Origin of the sequence: Yersinia rohdei ATCC 43380 (assembly GCF_000173775.1) — a bacterium.
In the GTDB taxonomy this organism is placed as follows: Bacteria; Pseudomonadota; Gammaproteobacteria; order Enterobacterales; family Enterobacteriaceae; genus Yersinia; species Yersinia rohdei.
Genome location: NZ_ACCD01000014.1, coordinates 48,396 through 67,017 on the forward strand (window position 1 = coordinate 48,396; position 18,622 = coordinate 67,017).

Consider the following 18,622-nt stretch of genomic DNA (forward strand, 5'->3'; position numbering starts at 1 on the left):
AAACGAGAAAATGATGATTGCCCCACACCCATTTGGTCAGGATATTACTGCTGCAAATTTGCTCGAAACATTCAGCGCTCATAAGCAGTGGGAAGACCGCTACCGCCAATTAATTTTGCTGGCCAAACAACTCCCACCATTACCTGAGTCATTAAAACAGCAAGAGTTGGAGCTGACGGGTTGTGAAAATAGAGTGTGGCTCGGGCATCAACGTCTGCCGGATGGCCGTTTACATTTCTACGGCGATAGCGAAGGCCGAATTGTTCGAGGGCTACTGGCCGTCATTCTGACCGCCGTGGAAGGTAAAACCCCACAGCAGGTACTGGCTGAAGATCCCTTAGCGCTGTTTGACCAATTGGGATTGCGCCAGCAATTAAGCACTTCACGTGCCAGCGGTTTGCAGGCGCTGGCCCAGGCGGTACAGGCGATTGCGACTCAATATACCCTTAGCTCTTGAAATTATAGGGTTATTAGCTGTGGTTACTGCGCCTGACGAGCCGCCTTCGCCATCATTTTTTTCAATGCATGAGACACCGCGACAAAACCAAAGGTGGCGGTGACCATCGTTGCCGAACCGAAACCTGAAGTGCAATCCATCTTTTTCGGCCCTTCAGCTGTACTGCGAGAGGCACACACCGACCCATCGCTCTGAGGGTAAACCAAGGGTTCGCTGGAGAAAACACAGTCAATTCCCAGTTTGCCTTTGCTGTTTTTCACTACCTTGAAATCGTTTTTTAGCCTTTCCCTCAGCTTTGCCGCCAACGGATCCTGAATCGTTTTCGCCAAATCAACCACCTCAATGCGCGTCGGGTCGATTTGCCCGCCGGCCCCACCGGTCGTCACCACGGGAATTTTATAGCGGCGGCAATAGGACAACAGCGCGGCTTTGGGGCGCACACTATCAATAGCATCAATAACATAGCTAAAATTGTTATCTAAAAGCTGTGCAACATTATCTGCGGTAATAAAATCATCAATACATGTCACTTGGCATTCCGGATTGATGGCAAGAATACGTTCTGCCATGACTTCGGTTTTAGCCTGACCAACATTGTGCCGCAAAGCATGGATCTGGCGATTAGTATTAGTAACGCAAACATCATCCATATCAATCAATGTAATCGCACCAATTCCTGTACGTGCCAGTGCTTCTGCGGCCCATGAGCCCACACCACCAATACCGATAACACAAACATGTGATTGTGAAAAAAGCGCCAGTGCCTGCTGCCCATAGAGGCGAGCAATGCCACCAAACCGCTGTTGGTAAGCTTCGGAATAGGTTGTGCTCATAGATTTGTTACCTTTATAACGTAGAAAAATAATACCAATGCAAAAGCGGCCAATTAGCCGCCTTAGAAAAATGAAAAGTGCTTAAATTACCTGTTTACTTATTACTCACCAACAGTGACGAACCCGTATTAGCTGGAGTCGCTGTTTTATCACCTTGATAGGCAGTAAACAGTGGCCCACTGCTTTGGGCATTTTTCAGTACCCAAACGCGGCCATAATGGTTGTAGAAACCAGCAGCCTGACCTGCTTCATGCCCAATACCCTGATAGATATCAAAGTGCTGGCCTTTAATTGCTCCGCCTACATCCAGCGCAACCATCAACCGCATCTGATATTGGCCGGTAAATTTCCCCTGATTATCCAACAAAGGCACTTCAGCCAACAAGGTGGTGCCCGGTGGAATAAGTGAGCGGTCAGAAGCTACCGACGCTTTGGCAATCAGTGGCACCGCACTGGCCCCTTTAACTGGCGCATACATTGCCGGTTTGAAGAAGACAAAAGACGGATTCTGCTCTAACAACTCTCTCACTTCAGCTTCACTGTGGGTTTCAGCCCAATGGCGAATAGCTTGCATCGACATATCCGCTTTGGCAACTTCACCGCGGTCAATCAGCACTTTGCCAATACTGCGATAAGCATGACCATTTTTGCCCGCGTATCCGAAGAAAGTCAGTGGTTGACCATCACCAAAATCAATATAACCGCTGCCCTGCACTTCCATCATAAAGTTATCCACCAACGAATTGGTGTAGGCAATAGCTAAGTTACGGTTATCCAATGCACCTGAATATATTGCCGCGCGGTTGGGTAAACGACCTTTACCCTTAGCAGGCATACGATAAAGGGGGTGGCGGAATTCACCTTGTGGTGTATAGCGGGCCTGCAACACCGGGGTGTAATAGCCGGTAAATTGCACATTACCGAAATTATCGACACCTTCCATCTGATAAGCATTCAAACCAAACAAACTTAATTTACTGGGATCAGCCCCAGCCAACATCCAGTTTTCAACCGCATTAAATGTATTACTATTACGGCTATACAGACCCGGTGAAGATTGGTTAATCACTTTCACCTGATCAGAATAATCTTTTGCATTGACTGGCTTACCTGTCGCGTTTGGTTCATTCACCAGTTGCAGTGATTGCTCCAGACGCCCATCTTTATATTGCTGCCCATGATCGGTTGGCCGCGACTGGCAACCAGCCAGAACAGCAATCATTATTCCACTCAGTAGGTATTTGCCCCAACGACTTGTCATTTCACGCCTTCTCTTCTCTTACTTATTTTATCTACTGGATTTTATCTACCGGCGAACGATAACAAACGCCTATAGATAAAGGAATCAGCAGGTAGAAAAAAATCCCTTGATGTCATTATGGGGAAAAAGGAAACAGATAGTTGATAAATTAATCGAAAAAACCTATTTACCATAATTAAGTGGCAAAACTACTTGCAACAGATCTCATCCAGAGTATAGTGCGCTCAATCGGACGCGGGGTGGAGCAGCCTGGTAGCTCGTCGGGCTCATAACCCGAAGGTCGTCGGTTCAAATCCGGCCCCCGCAACCAACCGATACTGTCTACCAGCAGTATCAAATGTTGTTCGATAGTCTTGAAAGTTAAGACGAAATAAGTACAATAGCGGTTAGAAGTGGATGTGCAGCTGTGAAAACAGCAAAAAATGTAATGACGGACGCGGGGTGGAGCAGCCTGGTAGCTCGTCGGGCTCATAACCCGAAGGTCGTCGGTTCAAATCCGGCCCCCGCAACCAATTCTTAATCATGTTTATATCGCCATAAGACACCCTCAAGGGTGTTTTTTTGTTTCTGGCTTTCAATCTCCCCAGCCAGGGCAATCCCAGCCCCGCTGTAAATTAATCAATCATGTTTAAACCCTTGCCATAGCACCGCCATTAGCAAAATACGCTTTGATACCGGCAAAAATGGATTCGGCCACTTGCTGCTGAAAACGGCTGGTTCGCAATTTCCGCTCTTCTTCCAAATTACTGATAAACGCTGTTTCAACCAAGATTGACGGAATATCCGGTGCTTTCAATACCGCGAAACCGGCCTGATCAACACTGTTTTTGTGCAGTTTATTAATTTTCCCCATGCGGTTCAGCACTTCTTTACCAAACTTAAGGCTGTCATTGATAGTCGCGGTTTGCAGCAAATCAATCATGGTATGGTCAAGGTAGCGGTCACCGCTCTTACTGACGCCACCAATTTGGTCAGCTTCATTCTGTGTTTGAGCCAAAAAACGGGCGGCGGTACTGGTTGCCCCTTTGGTCGATAACGCAAACACCGAAGAACCTCTGGCGGCCTGGCTGGTAAAGGCATCAGCATGAATTGAAATGAATAAATCTGCCCGCAACTTGCGAGCTTTAGCGACCCTAACTTTCAATGGGATAAAGACATCTTCATTGCGGGTCATAAATACCCGCATATTCGCTTCTTTTTTTATCAATGCCTGCAACCGGCGGGCTATTTGCAGCACAATGTCTTTCTCGCGGGTTTTATTTCGCCCAATAGCACCGGGATCTTCGCCGCCATGCCCTGGGTCTAACATGATAACAATTGGCCTGTCTCGCCCTGCTTTACCCGCTTTAGGTGCTTCTGCCGGCAAAGTCCGCTCCACATTACCTTTATTGTAATCCTCTAATAATGCCAACAGCGGGTCATCTTCAGCCGAGGCACTCCCCTCTTGTGGATACAAATCAACAACTAAGCGGTTTTTGAACTCAGCAAAGGGTTTAAGAGTAAAGAGTTGCGGGCTGATGCTTTGCTTCAGTTCCAATACCAGCCGGACAGTATTTTTATCAAACTGCCCTACTCGCGCCTGCTTCAAGTAAGGATCACCAGACTGCACCTGATTGCTGATTTCTTTCAGTACGCTATTGAGATGCACACCTTCAATATCAACCACAATCCTATCTGGATTAGTCAGGGCGAACTGGCGATATTTAAGCGGTGTATTGGATTCCAATGTAACTCGAGTATAAGTTGACGAGGGCCAAACCCTGACGGCAATCACATGTGAGGAAGCAGCAAATCCGACCCGGGTGACAGTTAGCATCCAGGCTGCAGCAGCACCTTGCAGTAGACGACGACGCCCAGAATTATGATTTGAATCTGCCATGTAACTCCAAAGTAACTACCAAAATATGAATAAAAACCAAACAAAAAAATTAGCGAACAAAAACTTTAACTAATCGACCTCGCGCTGTCATTAGAAAAACATTTTTATGTTATTCAATTTATTAATGCGCATGTGCCATACATATGCATTTAATAGCAATTTCCTGCTTGCCATCTTGGTCAAAAAAGAATAAAAATACAAAAATAGCGAATAAAAATTCAAAAGAGGGTCTGCCGTGAAGGAACGTAGTACTGAACTGGTTCAAGGATTTCGCCACTCAGTTCCCTATATAAATGCGCACCGCGGCAAGACATTTGTTGTCATGCTGGGTGGCGAGGCGATTGAACATGAAAACTTCTCGAGCATCGTCAATGATATAGGGCTATTGCATAGTCTGGGGATCCGCTTGGTCGTGGTATATGGTGCCCGCCCACAAATAGACAGCAATTTAGCGCAGCATAACTACGAACCTATTTATCACAAACATACTAGGGTGACCGACGCCCGAACTCTGGAGATGGTTAAGCAAGCCGCAGGTTTATTGCAATTGGATATCACTGCAAGACTATCGATGAGCTTGAATAATACCCCGCTGCAAGGCGCACACATTAATGTCGTTAGCGGCAACTTTATCATTGCCCAACCCCTGGGGGTGGATGATGGTGTTGATTATTGCCACAGCGGGCGGATCCGCCGAATTGATGAGGAGGCGATTCATCGTCAGCTAGATAATGGCGCTATCGTGTTATTGGGGCCAGTTGCGGTATCTGTTACCGGCGAGAGTTTTAATCTGACCTCTGAAGAAGTTGCCACTCAGCTGGCGATTAAACTTAAAGCTGAAAAGATGATTGGTTTCTGCTCCTCCCAAGGGGTGACCGACAGTGAAGGCAATATTATTTCAGAACTGTTCCCGAATGATGCACAAAAGCGGATTGAAGATCTGGAGCTGGAAGATGATTACAACTCGGGAACAGTACGTTTTCTGCGTGGTGCCGTAAAAGCCTGCCGCAGTGGTGTGCGCCGCAGCCATTTACTGAGTTATCAAGAAGATGGGGCTTTAGTGCAAGAACTGTTCTCCCGTGATGGTATTGGCACTCAGATTGTGATGGAAAGTGCGGAACAAGTTCGCCGCGCCACCATTAATGATATTGGTGGCATATTAGAGCTGATTCGCCCACTCGAACAACAAGGAATTTTGGTGCGCCGCTCACGTGAACAACTTGAAATGGAAATTGATAAGTTCACCATTATTGAGCGCGATAATCTGACCATTGCCTGTGCGGCGCTTTATCCCTTCCCTGAAGAGCAAATCGGTGAAATGGCCTGCGTTGCAGTGCATCCTGATTATCGCAGCTCGTCCCGTGGGGAAATGCTACTCAAGCGGGTGGCAAATCAAGCACGCCAAATGGGCCTTAAAAAACTGTTTGTGTTGACCACTCGCAGCATTCATTGGTTCCAGGAGCGCGGTTTTACACCTGCTGAGGTTGAGGTTTTACCGATTCAAAAGCAGGAATTGTATAACTATCAACGCCGTTCAAAAATTCTACTGGCTGATTTGTAGCTGTTGATTGACGACTTTAAGGGGCTACGGCCCCTTAAAGCTGATGACAAATCGGGCTGGCTGACGGCACCGAGCGGCGCTCCAGCGGCTTAGGCCGTTACGACCTATCCGGCTCCTTTTCCCTTCAATCGACTTTATCAGCAGTCTGTTTAGCCTAATTTCTTCAACTCATTGAGGCGCTCAACCAATCCACTCAGACGAAGTGTTGGTGTGCGAATTGCCTGACTCAACACCCCATCACTGCAATACAGTGTTAAGCGCTGGCGGGCGCGGGTAATGGCGGTATAAACCAGTTCTCGGGTTAACACTGGCATAAAAGTATTAGGCAATACCAATGCGGTATGCTCAAACTCTGACCCCTGAGATTTATGCACTGTCATGGCATAGGCGGTTTCATGGCTGGGAAGACGGCTGGGTTGCACTGATTTTATATTGCCGTCAGGTAGCTGGAAATGCACCCGCAACTCGCCCTCGGGATCATTTAACGCAATACCAATATCGCCATTGAATAAGCCAAGCGCACTGTCATTAAGCCCAATCATCACTGGCCGCCCAAGATACCAGCGCCCTGAAGGCCCTGGCGTGCGTTCAATTAACCGCTTACGATGCAATAACTGTTCAATCCGCTCATTTAAGCCACTGACACCAAATGGCCCGGAACGTAATGCACACAGCAGTTGATAACGACCAAATGCGGCGAGCACCTCAGCCGCAGGCGCACCCGCAGTGGCCAGTTGAAGATAGTGCTGATAGCCCGCTGCACAGTCTTCCAGTAAAACCTGATAGTCATCTGCATCGGCTAAAGACAAGAGTTTGATATCAGAATATGTGCCATTTAAAACGGATAATGCATCTCGATATCGCCCCGCATTAATCGCCAAAGCCAACTGCCCGATACCCGACTTTTCATCAAACCTATAGCTTTTACGCAGCAAACACAGGCTATCGCGGACATTCACAGTATCGGTCTGCACATCACCAATAGGGATACTCCCCGTCAATGTGCATCCCGTTAAGCGAGTTAATTGTTCGGCCCGTACCTGGCTGTAACCTAATTCAGCAAAGCGGCAAATATCACCCAAAACCGCCCCGGCCTCCACCGAGGCCAATTGGTCACGGTCGCCGAGAAAAATCACCTGAGCCTTGGCGGGTAATGCTGCAATTAACCGCGCCATCATCGGCAAATCCACCATCGAGGCTTCATCAACAACCAGCACATCAAGGTTTAATGGATTGCCTTGGTGGTAGCGCAGCCGCTGGCTATTAGGTTGAGCGCCCAGTAAGCGGTGCAATGTGGATGCCTGTTCTGGAAATAACTTGAGATCTGCTTCAGTCAGTGGGAGCTGGCGAATCGCATTCCCGAGTGATTCAGTCAAACGCGCGGCAGCTTTACCGGTTGGGGCGGCAAGTTGAATACGTAAACGTTGCCCTTGGCTAAGTTGTATTAATGCGGTCAATAACTTGGCCACGGTGGTCGTTTTTCCTGTGCCTGGCCCACCAGAAATCACGGAAATTCGACGAGTAGCGGCTACAGCGGCGGCCACTTTTTGCCAATCAACCTCGGTGCCAGCCACCCCAAAGAGTCTGTCGAGAGTTTCCCGTAATAATGTTTCGTTTACCTCTCTGGTTTCATTAATGAATGTGGCCGAATTATCACTGGCAATAAAGCGCACCACATCCCCTTCGTACTGCCACATACGTTGCAAATACAAACGGTCATTTTGCAGCACTAATGGCGTTGGTTGCGAACCGTCACTAATGGCCGCGGAGTTATTTAGCGCCAGTGACCACTGTAATGTATCGGGCGCGCCCGCAGCCTGCCACAATGCCTGTGATAACTCAGAGTGCCGCCCACCCAACAATTGATTTGGTTGTAAATAACTTAATGGCAGACACACATGCCCAGCACCCGCTTCAGCACTGAGAATAGCGGCGGCCAATTGCAGCATGGGGTCATTCTCACCAGCAATCATTCGCGAAAATTGGATATCCAGTGGGCGCAGTAAGTGGTCACGAACTGCCTGTTCCAATAGCCTCATCATATTGATGTGCCCTCATCCGTTGGAGCAACACTATTTATATCGCTGAGATGCCGGTCTATTTCACGACCGCTGAATAAAGAGTCCATGCCTTCAATCAACTCCCGCTCTGGGCGACAACTAAAAATACCATTCCCCGGATGTTGTTTATCGACGCCACGCAGGAAGAGATAAATGACACCACCAAAATCGCGGTGATAATCATAATCGCCCAACCGATGGCGCAAATAGCGGTGTAATGCCAGAGTATAAAGTTGGTATTGCAAATCATAGCGGTGCTCGGCCATAGCTTGAGCCATCGCCTCGGCGGTATAAGCACTGCTGTCTTCCCCCAGCCAATTGGATTTGTAATCCAGCAAGTAATACTTGCCCTGCCAACAGAAAACCAGGTCAATAAACCCTTTGAGCATCCCCCGGACTTGCTGAAAATCCAATGCAGGACACTGGCGGGACAATGGGTCATAGTGTTTGATTAAGGTGTCTAGCTCGCGGGCTTGCAGCAAAGAATCAATTGGCAGATAAAATTGTAATTCTGCCTGCTTGCTCTGTGGCGTCAATCCTGCCAGTGTCACCCCGGTTTCATTTAGTGGGACTTGTACAATGTCATTTAGCCACTGATACAGCATATCTGACCATTGCTCGCCAAATCCTTGCAGCTGCAATTGTTCGGTAAGCCACGCCTGTTCAATCGGCTGGCTAAAATCCAAGGGTTCGAGTAAATCGTGTAGGAAAGTCCCCGGTGCGGCACCACGTGGGAAGGTATGAGGAGTAAACTGCGCCTCGGTTATTGGGGCCTGTTCACCGGCTGCATCTGTGTCCAGCCGTGGCAATAACTCTTGCAATAGCACATTTAATGGCGGTGATATGCTGCCCTTACTGGAACCCTGCTGCTGAAGCCCAGAGTAACTGGTAACACGCCAATAATCATGTACTTGCCGACTAAACTGACACGCGGCCAGTGCGGGTAAATCTGCGGTCTTCGGCTGCCAGGGGGTTTCATCCAGTTGCCCCGCATGAGAAACAGAAATATCTCCCCCCGCGAGTGCGGCTAGTTCAGCAAGTTTTTCGCCCAGATATTGAGCATTTCCCACCTGCCCCTGTTGCACCAGATAGCCTAAGGCACTGAGATGCATGTCACTGTCACCCTGCTTTTTCCGCCCGCCTTTAATCAGCGGCGCAATACCTAAACTACAATGATAAACCGCACGAGTGAGAGCAACATATAATAGCCTTAAGTCTTCGGCTAAACGTTCTTCTTCCGCCAAAGCCTGACTTTCTTCATCTGCATTCAGGTCAAGTAATGCTTCAAAGCTGTGGCGATCATGGTAAAGCACATCCTGCTGCTGGCGGAAATTACCCACGAAAGGCAGCCACACTAATGGGTATTCCAACCCTTTCGATTTATGGATAGTAATGACCTGAACCAAATGGCGATCACTTTCCAAACGGAGTTGTTGGTTGTCTGACTGAGGGTTTGGCTGCGCTATTTGCTGTGCCAGCCAGCGGATTAGTGCGTGCTCACTATCAAGCTGTGATGCGGCTTCTTGTAGTAACTCCCCAAGATGCAGCAAATCGGTTAACCGGCGCTCCCCCCCTGGTGTGGCTAACAGGTTTTCAGCTAAATGACGCCGAGACATCATCTCCCGTAACATGGGCAGCACGCCACGGCGCTGCCAATGCTGGCGATAACCATCAAACTCATCCACCAATGCATCCCAAGCCCGCTCATCATGGTTCAAGCCGTCCAGCATTTTAGCGTCCAGCCCCAGCATGCCCGTAGCCATAGCACTACGTAATGCCCGCTCCTGCTCTGGTGCCACAACGGCTTGTAATACCCACAATAAATCTTTGGCTTCTGCGGTATCAAACACACTGTCACGATTAGATAAATAAACCGATGGAATAGCCAAAACACTTAGCGCATTACGCACCAGTGCTGCCTCTGCCCGGCTGCGAACTAATATGGTGATATCCGACGCCTGAACCGCTCTTGAGCTTGATGCGGTCACTAATTGAGCCAGCCCTTGCTGACCCGCAGTTAACCAGTCCCGGATTTGAGCTGCACATTGCCGCGCCATGAGTTGTTGGTATTCACTAACGCCAACCCCTTCACCTGGTTGTAACCAGAAAGACATTGCGGGTTGTTTTTTCCCTTTTATTTCAAATGATAGCCGGCTATTTCTTTTAGCAGGGGTCACATTTATAAATGGGATTTGCTCAAATAAGAACGGAACCTTGACCAAACTAAACAGCCGGTTAACTGATTGCACCATCGGGAAAGACGAACGCCAGTTTGTCTCTAGCGTGTAGTGGGCACTTACTTCAGAGCGAGCACGAATATAGGTAAAGATATCTGCACCACGGAAAGCATAAATGGCCTGTTTAGGATCGCCAATCAGCAATAAACCGCAATCACCCTGACCGCCATAGAGGGTATGAAAAATACGGTATTGTTGTGGGTCGGTATCCTGAAACTCATCAATCATTGCGACGGGATAACGAGTACGAATAGTTTGAGCCAATAGCTCGCCACCCGGTTGCTGTAACGCCGCATCCAGTTTACTGAGCAAATCATCAAACCCCAGTTCTGCCCGTTGGCGTTTTTCCTGTTGGACGGTTTCTCGTATCTCACTGATTGCTCTGGCTAAAATTAGATCTCTTAACGTCAGAGGTTGCTCAAACAGGTGGTCTATCGCATTGAATAGAGCATGTTGGGGGGCCGCCCCTTTTTTGGTTTTTTCAAATAAGACTGATTGGCGAAATTTTTCCAGTTCTTTAGGTAATTGATAATCACCGGTTTCTTGTTCGGCCCAGATACCTACTTTATCCAGCCAGTTAGGTAAATGTTTGGTACTGTAGCTGCGCTTATCAACACCAGAGCCGCTAATTAATGGCTCTAACTCATGTGCAGCAACACGCCATTGCGCTTTAACTGCATCAATTTGCACCACTATTTGCTGATGCCGACTGAGTAATGTTTCATCCTCATCGGGCGCTTGGCGAAACTTTGGTGTCTCGCCCTGTAAATAAGCAGAAAGGTCTTTGAGCAGAGCTTCCGGGCCACTCCATTCCTGACTTACCGCTCTTGCGACAGCCAATGGCAGCGGATAGCAATGACGTCGCCAGAAGTCAGCACAGGCTTGCCTGCGCAATGGCAATTCATCCTGCACCAATGTTTGCTCAAATAAAATGCCAGATTCAAATGCATTATTTGCCAACATTCTCTGACAAAAGCCGTGAATGGTATAAATTGCGGCCTCATCCATTTGGCGTTCAGCCGCCAACAACTGTGCTGCGGCCTCACTCAAATCGGTGATTTCAGCTAATAAAGCTGTATGCATTGGGTCATCACTGACTCCCCGCACGCACGCAATCCGCAATTCATGAATATTATCGCGGATCCGCCCCCTTAACTCTTCAGTTGCGGCTTCGGTAAAGGTCACCACCAGGATTTCCTCTACCATCAAGGGCCGCTGAAACGCCGCCGCCCCACCTAACCCCAGCAACAATCTGAGATAAAGTACCCCGATGGTAAAGGTTTTACCGGTACCAGCTGAAGCTTCAATAAGCCTTTCGCCATACAAGGGCAGCGTTAGCGGTTCCAGCCGCTGGGGAGTCCTTGATGTCATGGAGCCAATACCTGCTGCGGTAAGGTCGCCTGCAAGGCTGAAGTGGTTGGATAGGTCGTCCACCCCTTAAGCTCTGCATACCCGCCAGTTGTTTCTCCTAACCCTTTAACTTGAGACAGTAGAGCCAAACCTTGTGGCTTAATAACTGCTTGCTGGAAGAAATCCGCCAATGCCGTGTTAGTCAGCAGCTTAACCTGAGCAATCATCTTCTCGCGGGTATCAAACGCGAAATTATTACGACTGAAATCATTGCTGTAACGGCTGGCCTCTTCAGTCAGTGTTTGTGGTCGTTGCAGTAATTGGTTAATTAGCCCCTGCTTATATTGCTCAAAATCTGCGGGTTTCATCTCACGCAGGCGCTTTTCAGCTTGTGGATAGAAGGCCTGGTAGCGCTGGTAAAGATAATCAGGTTGTTTGCTGTTACTTTGCAGTAAGAAGCCCAAGCCCCACTGACGCCCAACCGACATAGGGAAAGCAAATACCGCATAGCCAAGCTGTTCTTCTGTACGCAATTGGTCATAGAACCACGGCTGAACAATTTGCCCCAGCAATGCACTGTATGCCATGCCTTTAATCTCGGTATAACCGGTGGGGATATAAACTGCCGCCAGCGCCGCATCAGAGCTACTACCAAGCCGTTCCATGTTAGCTAGTTGTGATTTATCAATAATCACATCCTCGCCCGTCCACCAAATGGTGCCTATCAAGCCGAGTTGTTTTTTCAGTGATTCAGTCAGCGAGGTGACCTGCTGGGCGGTCATATTGCCAACCGCCAAGACTTCTACAGCAGATTGTTTAAGCAAATCATCGCGATAAGCTATTACATCTTGCACACTAATTGTGTCCAACAATTTGCGCCGTTCGCTACGTTCTGCATAAGGTACATGAGATAGCAGCTTGGCTGGCTGAATTGCCAGTTCATAAGCTTTGCCCTTTTCAGCCACTTCCAATTGTTCACGATACCAAGACTTGGCTTGTACCAATTGATCCTCTGTCGGTGTGAAGCTGGAATAACCGTCCACCAAAGAGGTGAGTAGTTGCGGCATCCGCTGGGTGAAACCATTCGCACTGACATATAAACCGTTATTTGGCGTGGTCGAGAAACTTATCCCGCCAATAGAGGCCTGATAACTTAGTTCATCAAGAGACAAGCCAGCCAGATAATCAGTCAAGGCAAAAAGAACCTGATGACGAGCGGTATCCAGTGCATGCGGGTTACGAAAAGCAACCGAGATATCAGCTTTAGGTTCGTCAGCAAAATACTGGCTTGGCATGTAAAACACCCGTAACCCCGGCTGTTCTGCCACTTTTTGTGGACGAGTAATATCTTTATCGGCTTTGATTAAAGAGAAGTTATCCGGAATGTAGGGGTTAAGTGCCGGTAAAGTCAGCTGGATATCTTTCCCCAGATGCTGCCATTCTTGCATCTCTTGCGGGCTGATTTTATTGACTTGATATGGCGCAGCAACAAAATAAGCGACTTTGTTGTGCGGTTCTTCAGGGCTAACAAACCAGATTCGGGCATTTTCCGGTGTCATTTCTGCAAGTCGGGCGGCAATGGCTTTCGGATCATAATGTGTCGCCAGATATGGCGCATCAAGCACGTGTGTGACAGGCACTCGCAGCATCATATCCACCAGCCACTCGATATAATCCATATCTCGCGTAATTGAGGGATAACGGAAATCCAGATTTAACACATGGGCGATTTCATCAAAATAGCTCTTTTTAATGCCATCTTTGTGCAACATATTGATGTAATCAAAAATAGCCGCTATCACCACATCTCGTTTTGCCAAGCCTTTATCGGTGAGTGAAACAGAAATGGAGAACACACCACCATTTCTGTCTACCATCGGGTCAGCTCCGGCATTGATTGCATCTGCCAGCCCCTGTTTTTGGAGCCAGTCAGATAACGTGTCTTTGCTGCGATTACCAATCAGGTAACTAATATAGGTATCTGTTTTACTACGAAATTCTGCACTGTTATTATCAATACGGAAATCTATTTTTAGCTGTTTACGCGGTTGAGCTGGAACATAATGAATTATTATGCCGGTTTGATCTGCAGTTACCGCTGGCACAGTAATCGGCGGCACTGTTGCATCTCGATTTGGGATACGACCAAATGTATCCGCCGCCAATTGTGCTAACTTCTCCAAAGATTGATTGCTATACAGCACCCCGACCATCAAATTGGCAGAATAGTAACGATGGTAGAAGCTCAGTAGCTCATCATGTAATTTACCATCAGGCTTATCTTTAAGGGTGTCCAGATTACCGCCAGAGAAGCGCGCACTCGGGTGAGCTGGATTAAGGGTTTCGGCATTCACCTGGGCCATACGCATGCCATCACGGGAGCGGGCCATAGTCAGCTCTGCATTTACGGCATTACGTTCGCGATCAGCATTAATAGGGTCTAGCAGAGGTTCAGCAATAGCATCAGCCAAGCGGTCAACCGCTGGGGCCAGCGCATCATTTTCAATTTCAAGATAGTAGGCAGTGCGATAAGAAGCCGTGCTCGCATTATGGCTACCACCATGCTTTTTCAAAAACTCAGAGAAACTGCCGGGTTCCGGAAAACGTTTAGACCCCATCAGTAACATGTGTTCCAAATAATGGGCCAAGCCCAGTTGGTTATTGGGATCTTCCAGTGATCCTACCGGTAATGCGAGTGCAGCCAAAGACTTAGGTGCTTGTTCATCAGACACCAGCAACACTGTCATACCATTAGGCAATTTTATTGCCTGATATTTACGCAGGTCATGCTCACTCTTGTGAATGGCTTCTGCTAAGGGTTGCCACGCCGGTGTTGCAGCCCAACTCTGGGGGGCTAGCAAACCTAATAAGAAAAATATGCCAATGATCCGGGCAAATTGTTTATGCATTCCGTTTCTCCCCTTAACCCTTCAAAAATTGCCGCTAAAACACGTCTTCGGCTTCTTGTATTGAATATTCCGCTTCATCTTTTCGAATCCAGCGAGCTTACGAAACAATGCCCCATTCTCACGCCTTATTATGGCGGGCTATTGGTAATAAATAACGTTCTGTTTCGTGTAATATCATGTCGAGATGTTGATTATCCATCTGGCGGAACACCCGCTGTATATAGTTGTCCTCACCTTCCCCAGCGATCCGCTGGTCTCCTTGCCAAACCTGCAAAAGTTTCATTCGGGCTTTAGTTTGTGTCTCTTCATCCCATAAAATTTGGCCAGACTCGCGGTCATAACATTGGCTCAGCCATGCCCAGCCACTTTTACTCAGCAACAGCAAAGGTTCGCACATACCTTGCTGATATCCGGAGATTAACTGCTGTAAATAGTGCAAAGCTTCATCGCCCCCCAAAGGGCCATAGCGCCATGCCGTCCCTTTACGTCCATACATCCGGCTTTCACCCTTACCGCCCGCCGCGCAATACACCAAATGCTCTATCCACAATAGCAACCCATCGACTGCACTCAATGTCGCAGGACGCCAACGAATTAAACCGTCCTCCTGAATCTGATGAATCCACCCCGTCAGCAGGGTGTCACCAAATTCAATATTTAGCTCAACACTCTGGCTTTCTTTACGTTCAGCCCTAATTTGTTCAGCTAATGGCACCATTTCTTCTTGCTGACTTTGCCAGTAAAGCTCGCCAAAGGAACCATAAGGCAAGTTACCCGCCGCACGGGCACGGCTAAACACCGTATTGATATCACTTTCTTCTATCAGCGCATTCAATAGTTGAGTATTAAACTGATAGCGATTGAGATTATCTAAAGTAAATGGCTCTTCATCGGGCAACTCAGTTTCATCAATGACAAAGTTCACTCCCAGCCGTAGCTGGAAGAATGCCCGCACCGGGTGGCGATAAAAGCGGATTAATTCATCCAGCGTGATTTCAGGGAAGTGCTCTGGGGGGAGTGGTTGATTAAACTGTGGGTGTGCATGCCCTTTGGATTCGGCAGAGGGGAGCCACTCCGCAGCATAACTCTGCAATTCACTGCCTTTTATAAAGTTTTCTACCGAAAATGGCATGCGGGCATGCCAACAAAGCAAATGTTGAATCACGCGCTTGGCGCTGTCATCAGCACTGAGTTTTTCATCACCCGGCAAGTGATAACTTTGTGAAATGTATTCAATTAACTCACTGACCAGCACTGAAGGATAGCGCTTACTGTTGTCTTGAATCGAGCGCCCAATATAGCTGATATATAGCTGTTGTTGAGCTGACAACAGCGCCTCCAGGAACAAATAACGGTCATCGTCACGGCGGCTGCGGTCACCACGACGCACCTGTTTTGCCATCAAATCAAAACCCAGTGGCGGTAAGGTTCGTGGGTAAATCCCATCATTCATTCCCAATAAGCAAACAACTTTAAATGGAATAGAACGCATCGGCATTAAAGTACAAAAATTGATTGGCCCGGCAAGAAAACGCTGGCTAATTCGCTCATTATCCAGGCGCGAAGCCAGTTCATCCCGTAGCAGACTAAGTGGCACAATATCAGGATATTGGGCTGCGATGCCGTAGCTGATAACCTTCTGCCACTGTTGTTCAATCAAGACTAAAACCGCGTCTGTTTCATCGTCTGGTTCAAAGAAGGAGTCCAATAATTGGCGACACAGCGGTGACCACTCACTAAGGGCGCGAGCTTCAGCTAATTGCTGTCGCCATTGACTCAATTGCATCAGCAACTCTGCCAATTGCCCAGCAAGTTCTGCGGCTAAGCCGCTAGATTCGTCATACGGCAACACCCCCTGCCAATCTCCGGCGGTGCTATCCATGGCATAACCCAGTAGCATGCGAGTGATACCAAAATGCCAGGTATGCTGACCTGTTGCGGGTAAGTTTAGCTCCCGCACATTGTCATCATCCAATCCCCAACGAATGCCGGATTCTCCAACCCATTGCCGCAATCGGCGCAATCCATCCTCGGTAATACCAAATTTGTTAGCTAAAGCAGGGACTTCCAGCAGAGCTAATACCTGCTCAGAAGTAAAACGACTCTGGGGTAAATCCAGCAGAGTAATAAAAGCCTGTAATGCGGGATGGGCCTGACTGGCTTTCCGGTCGGAAATCGCAAATGGTAGATAACGCTCCCCAGTTGCATTGCCAAATGTGGCCTGAATATAGGGGGTATAGCTGTCAATGTCTGCCACCATCACAATGATGTCACGTGGCGTCAACTCTGGATCAGCGGCTAATAATCGCAACAGATTATCTTGCAGCACTTCAACTTCGCGCTGGGGGCTGTGGCAAACATGTAAACTCAAAGAGCGATCCTTGAGTGCTAACTCTCGTTTTTGGTCGCTATGAGCTAACGTTTCCGGAGTGGTGCCAATAACCGCGTGATCTTCTAGCTCCAGCATGTCGTGCTGAATACCATGTAATAGATTATCCGGTTCAATATCAACAAAAGCATGAACTTCTTGAATATCATCAACCTGAGACAATAAATACATATGATCTCGGCCTAACCGCCCCCAAGAGGCTAACAGCGGGTTGCTGAGGTCTTGCTCACCATCGGCATTAAATAACTGTTCTGCCTGCTCTGGCTGGCGAAACAGTTTTACTTCTGTTGCTTCTCGATAATGTCTACGTTTACGGCTTTGCAATTTAGCCAAAAAAGCATAATCCTGAATATCCCCCCAAAAATAGCGGCATGGGTTTGTGAACATCAGGTGGATATCAATGTGTTTACCCAGTGCTTGTAAGGCTTGTAAATAGATTGGGGGTAATGCAGATATGCCGCAAATAAATACTCGTTTTGGCAGCCCAGCGGGGCACACATCTGATTCAAGCAGCGTGCGGATAAAACGCTGATAAAGATTGGCTCGGTGCCATTCTGGTTGTTCTAACTGGCGGGTATAGCGGGTAAGTTCGACCCACAACAAAGCTTGCCACTGCTGGGCATCATCAAGATTATCAACCAGTTGACCACGTTCCCACTTTTCAAGCCATTCTGGGCGGTACACCAGATATTGGTCAAAAAGGTCAGCTACCCGCGCAGCAAGTTGGTGAATTTTTCGTTTATCGCTATCGTCACTTAAATAGCGTTTCATCGGAGAAAATGCCGGGTTATCTAAGAGTTGGGGCAATAACCACATGAGTTTCCATGTCATGGCATCTTTGCTAAATGCACTTTCCTTCGGGATCCCCGGTAATACACGGGTGAACATCTCCCAGATAAAGGTGGCGGGCAGTGGAAACTCAATATTGGCAGCGATACTGAATTGTTGCGCCAATTGCATTTGTAGCCATTGGGCCATACCGGGGCTTTGAACTAACACCACTTCTTGCTGAAAAGGATTATCCAACGGTTCTCTTTCTATCAGCGCGGTTGTTAGCGCTTTGAGTAAATCCAGTTGATTAGAATGATAGACCGTGAACATGATGACTCCCTTAAGGTACTGTGGAAAATATCCATAAATGCACAAACCCGCAGATTGTCATTTGTGAAGACTTCCTGAGGTTTAATACTCTAGCTTGATAATGAGGGAGCGCAATAGGTTATCTTCATTATCCTTCCCCTTCGTTCTTGGAGTTGCAGCGGTGTTGGCTGCACTCATTCACCCAAATCACTGACTTGAGTCAGCCACTCTCTTTTCCAGAACAAAACCAGCGGCTTAAATCTGCACTCTGTTTAGCACGTATTTTCAGAGTAAAGCTAAACTCTGCGCATTCCCCATCAACTTGAGTCATAATTTGATGATATTGCCAGTTGCCTTTCATGCCAGAGGTAAGAGGTTCTGAGGGTAACTCGTCGCCGCCACTGTCAATATGCTGATTAAGCACAGACCACGCCTGCCGTTGTTGCCACAAAGAAGAAAAACCCTGCAAAAGTGCTTGATGATATTGCAGCAATCCCAGCAGCGAGACTGAGAAAAAGAGCATTGCAATCAAGGCCTCTGGTAGGCTAAATCCGCGCTGTTCAGTCGTGTGGCATGCAAATCTGGCAAGATTGCAGCGGTGTGCAA

10 protein-coding genes and 2 tRNA genes are annotated in these 18,622 nt (G+C 47.9%); 4 read left to right on the forward strand and 8 right to left on the reverse strand.

All coding sequences use genetic code 11. From position 1 onward, the window contains the following. Positions 1-10: 10 nt before the first annotated feature. Positions 11-457, forward strand: a complete 447-nt coding sequence (csdE, locus tag YROHD0001_RS07405; protein ID WP_004715092.1) for a cysteine desulfurase sulfur acceptor subunit CsdE — start codon at positions 11-13, stop codon at positions 455-457. Positions 458-480: 23 nt separating this feature from the next. Here csdE and tcdA read toward each other — a convergent pair whose 3' ends face one another. Further along, positions 481-1,290 (reverse strand): tRNA cyclic N6-threonylcarbamoyladenosine(37) synthase TcdA, encoded by an 810-nt coding sequence (gene tcdA / locus YROHD0001_RS07400; RefSeq protein WP_004715095.1) that lies wholly within the window; start codon positions 1,288-1,290, stop codon positions 481-483. Positions 1,291-1,384: 94 nt separating this feature from the next. Next, positions 1,385-2,551: a murein transglycosylase A gene (gene mltA / locus YROHD0001_RS07395; RefSeq protein ID WP_032817064.1), complete on the reverse strand. Its 1,167-nt coding sequence runs from the start codon at positions 2,549-2,551 to the stop codon at positions 1,385-1,387. 233 nt (positions 2,552-2,784) lie between these two features. Here mltA and YROHD0001_RS07390 point away from each other — a divergent pair. Both YROHD0001_RS07390 and YROHD0001_RS07385 read left to right on the forward strand, forming a co-directional pair. Beyond that, positions 2,785-2,861 (forward strand) — tRNA-Met (locus YROHD0001_RS07390). Positions 2,862-2,986: 125 nt separating this feature from the next. Then, a tRNA-Met gene (locus YROHD0001_RS07385) sits at positions 2,987-3,063 on the forward strand. Positions 3,064-3,179: 116 nt separating this feature from the next. Here YROHD0001_RS07385 and amiC read toward each other — a convergent pair. After that, on the reverse strand, positions 3,180-4,430 hold the full coding sequence (gene amiC, locus YROHD0001_RS07380; RefSeq protein ID WP_004715097.1) for an N-acetylmuramoyl-L-alanine amidase AmiC: 1,251 nt from the start codon (positions 4,428-4,430) through the stop codon (positions 3,180-3,182). A 235-nt stretch (positions 4,431-4,665) separates the two neighbouring features. On the opposite strand from amiC, the gene argA reads away from it, so the two are divergent. Next, positions 4,666-5,991: an amino-acid N-acetyltransferase gene (gene argA, locus YROHD0001_RS07375; RefSeq protein WP_032817065.1), complete on the forward strand. Its 1,326-nt coding sequence runs from the start codon at positions 4,666-4,668 to the stop codon at positions 5,989-5,991. 149 nt (positions 5,992-6,140) lie between these two features. On the opposite strand, the gene recD is transcribed toward argA, so the two are convergent. From recD to YROHD0001_RS0118025, 5 genes are all read right to left on the reverse strand, one after another. Next, on the reverse strand, positions 6,141-8,033 hold the full coding sequence (gene recD / locus YROHD0001_RS0118020; protein ID WP_032817067.1) for an exodeoxyribonuclease V subunit alpha: 1,893 nt from the start codon (positions 8,031-8,033) through the stop codon (positions 6,141-6,143). After that, entirely contained in the window at positions 8,030-11,659 is a 3,630-nt protein-coding gene (recB, locus tag YROHD0001_RS07370) for an exodeoxyribonuclease V subunit beta (protein ID WP_032817068.1), read from the reverse strand. Before recB ends, recD begins: the two co-directional genes overlap by 4 nt. Then, a complete protein-coding gene (gene ptrA, locus YROHD0001_RS07365; RefSeq protein WP_004715100.1) occupies positions 11,656-14,547 on the reverse strand; it encodes a pitrilysin in 2,892 nt (963 codons plus the stop codon). The genes recB and ptrA overlap by 4 nt, the downstream gene beginning before the upstream one ends. A gap of 118 nt (positions 14,548-14,665) precedes the next feature. Continuing rightward, positions 14,666-18,037 (reverse strand): exodeoxyribonuclease V subunit gamma, encoded by a 3,372-nt coding sequence (gene recC, locus YROHD0001_RS07360; protein WP_004715101.1) that lies wholly within the window; start codon positions 18,035-18,037, stop codon positions 14,666-14,668. Positions 18,038-18,236: 199 nt separating this feature from the next. After that, on the reverse strand, positions 18,237-18,539 hold the full coding sequence (locus tag YROHD0001_RS0118025; protein ID WP_004715104.1) for a prepilin-type N-terminal cleavage/methylation domain-containing protein: 303 nt from the start codon (positions 18,537-18,539) through the stop codon (positions 18,237-18,239). Positions 18,540-18,622 lie beyond the last annotated feature (83 nt).

Excerpts from the sequence above, each read along its gene's own strand:
- recB (WP_032817068.1), bottom strand. The coding sequence starts at position 11,659 with ATGACATCAAGGACTCCCCAGCGGCTGGAACCGCTAACGCTGCCCTTG.
- YROHD0001_RS0118025 (WP_004715104.1), bottom strand. The coding sequence starts at position 18,539 with ATGCTCTTTTTCTCAGTCTCGCTGCTGGGATTGCTGCAATATCATCAA.
- tcdA (WP_004715095.1), bottom strand. The coding sequence starts at position 1,290 with ATGAGCACAACCTATTCCGAAGCTTACCAACAGCGGTTTGGTGGCATT.
- amiC (WP_004715097.1), bottom strand. The coding sequence starts at position 4,430 with ATGGCAGATTCAAATCATAATTCTGGGCGTCGTCGTCTACTGCAAGGT.
- mltA (WP_032817064.1), bottom strand. The coding sequence starts at position 2,551 with ATGACAAGTCGTTGGGGCAAATACCTACTGAGTGGAATAATGATTGCT.
- recC (WP_004715101.1), bottom strand. The coding sequence starts at position 18,037 with ATGTTCACGGTCTATCATTCTAATCAACTGGATTTACTCAAAGCGCTA.
- csdE (WP_004715092.1), top strand. The coding sequence starts at position 11 with ATGATGATTGCCCCACACCCATTTGGTCAGGATATTACTGCTGCAAAT.
- recD (WP_032817067.1), bottom strand. The coding sequence starts at position 8,033 with ATGATGAGGCTATTGGAACAGGCAGTTCGTGACCACTTACTGCGCCCA.
- ptrA (WP_004715100.1), bottom strand. The coding sequence starts at position 14,547 with ATGCATAAACAATTTGCCCGGATCATTGGCATATTTTTCTTATTAGGT.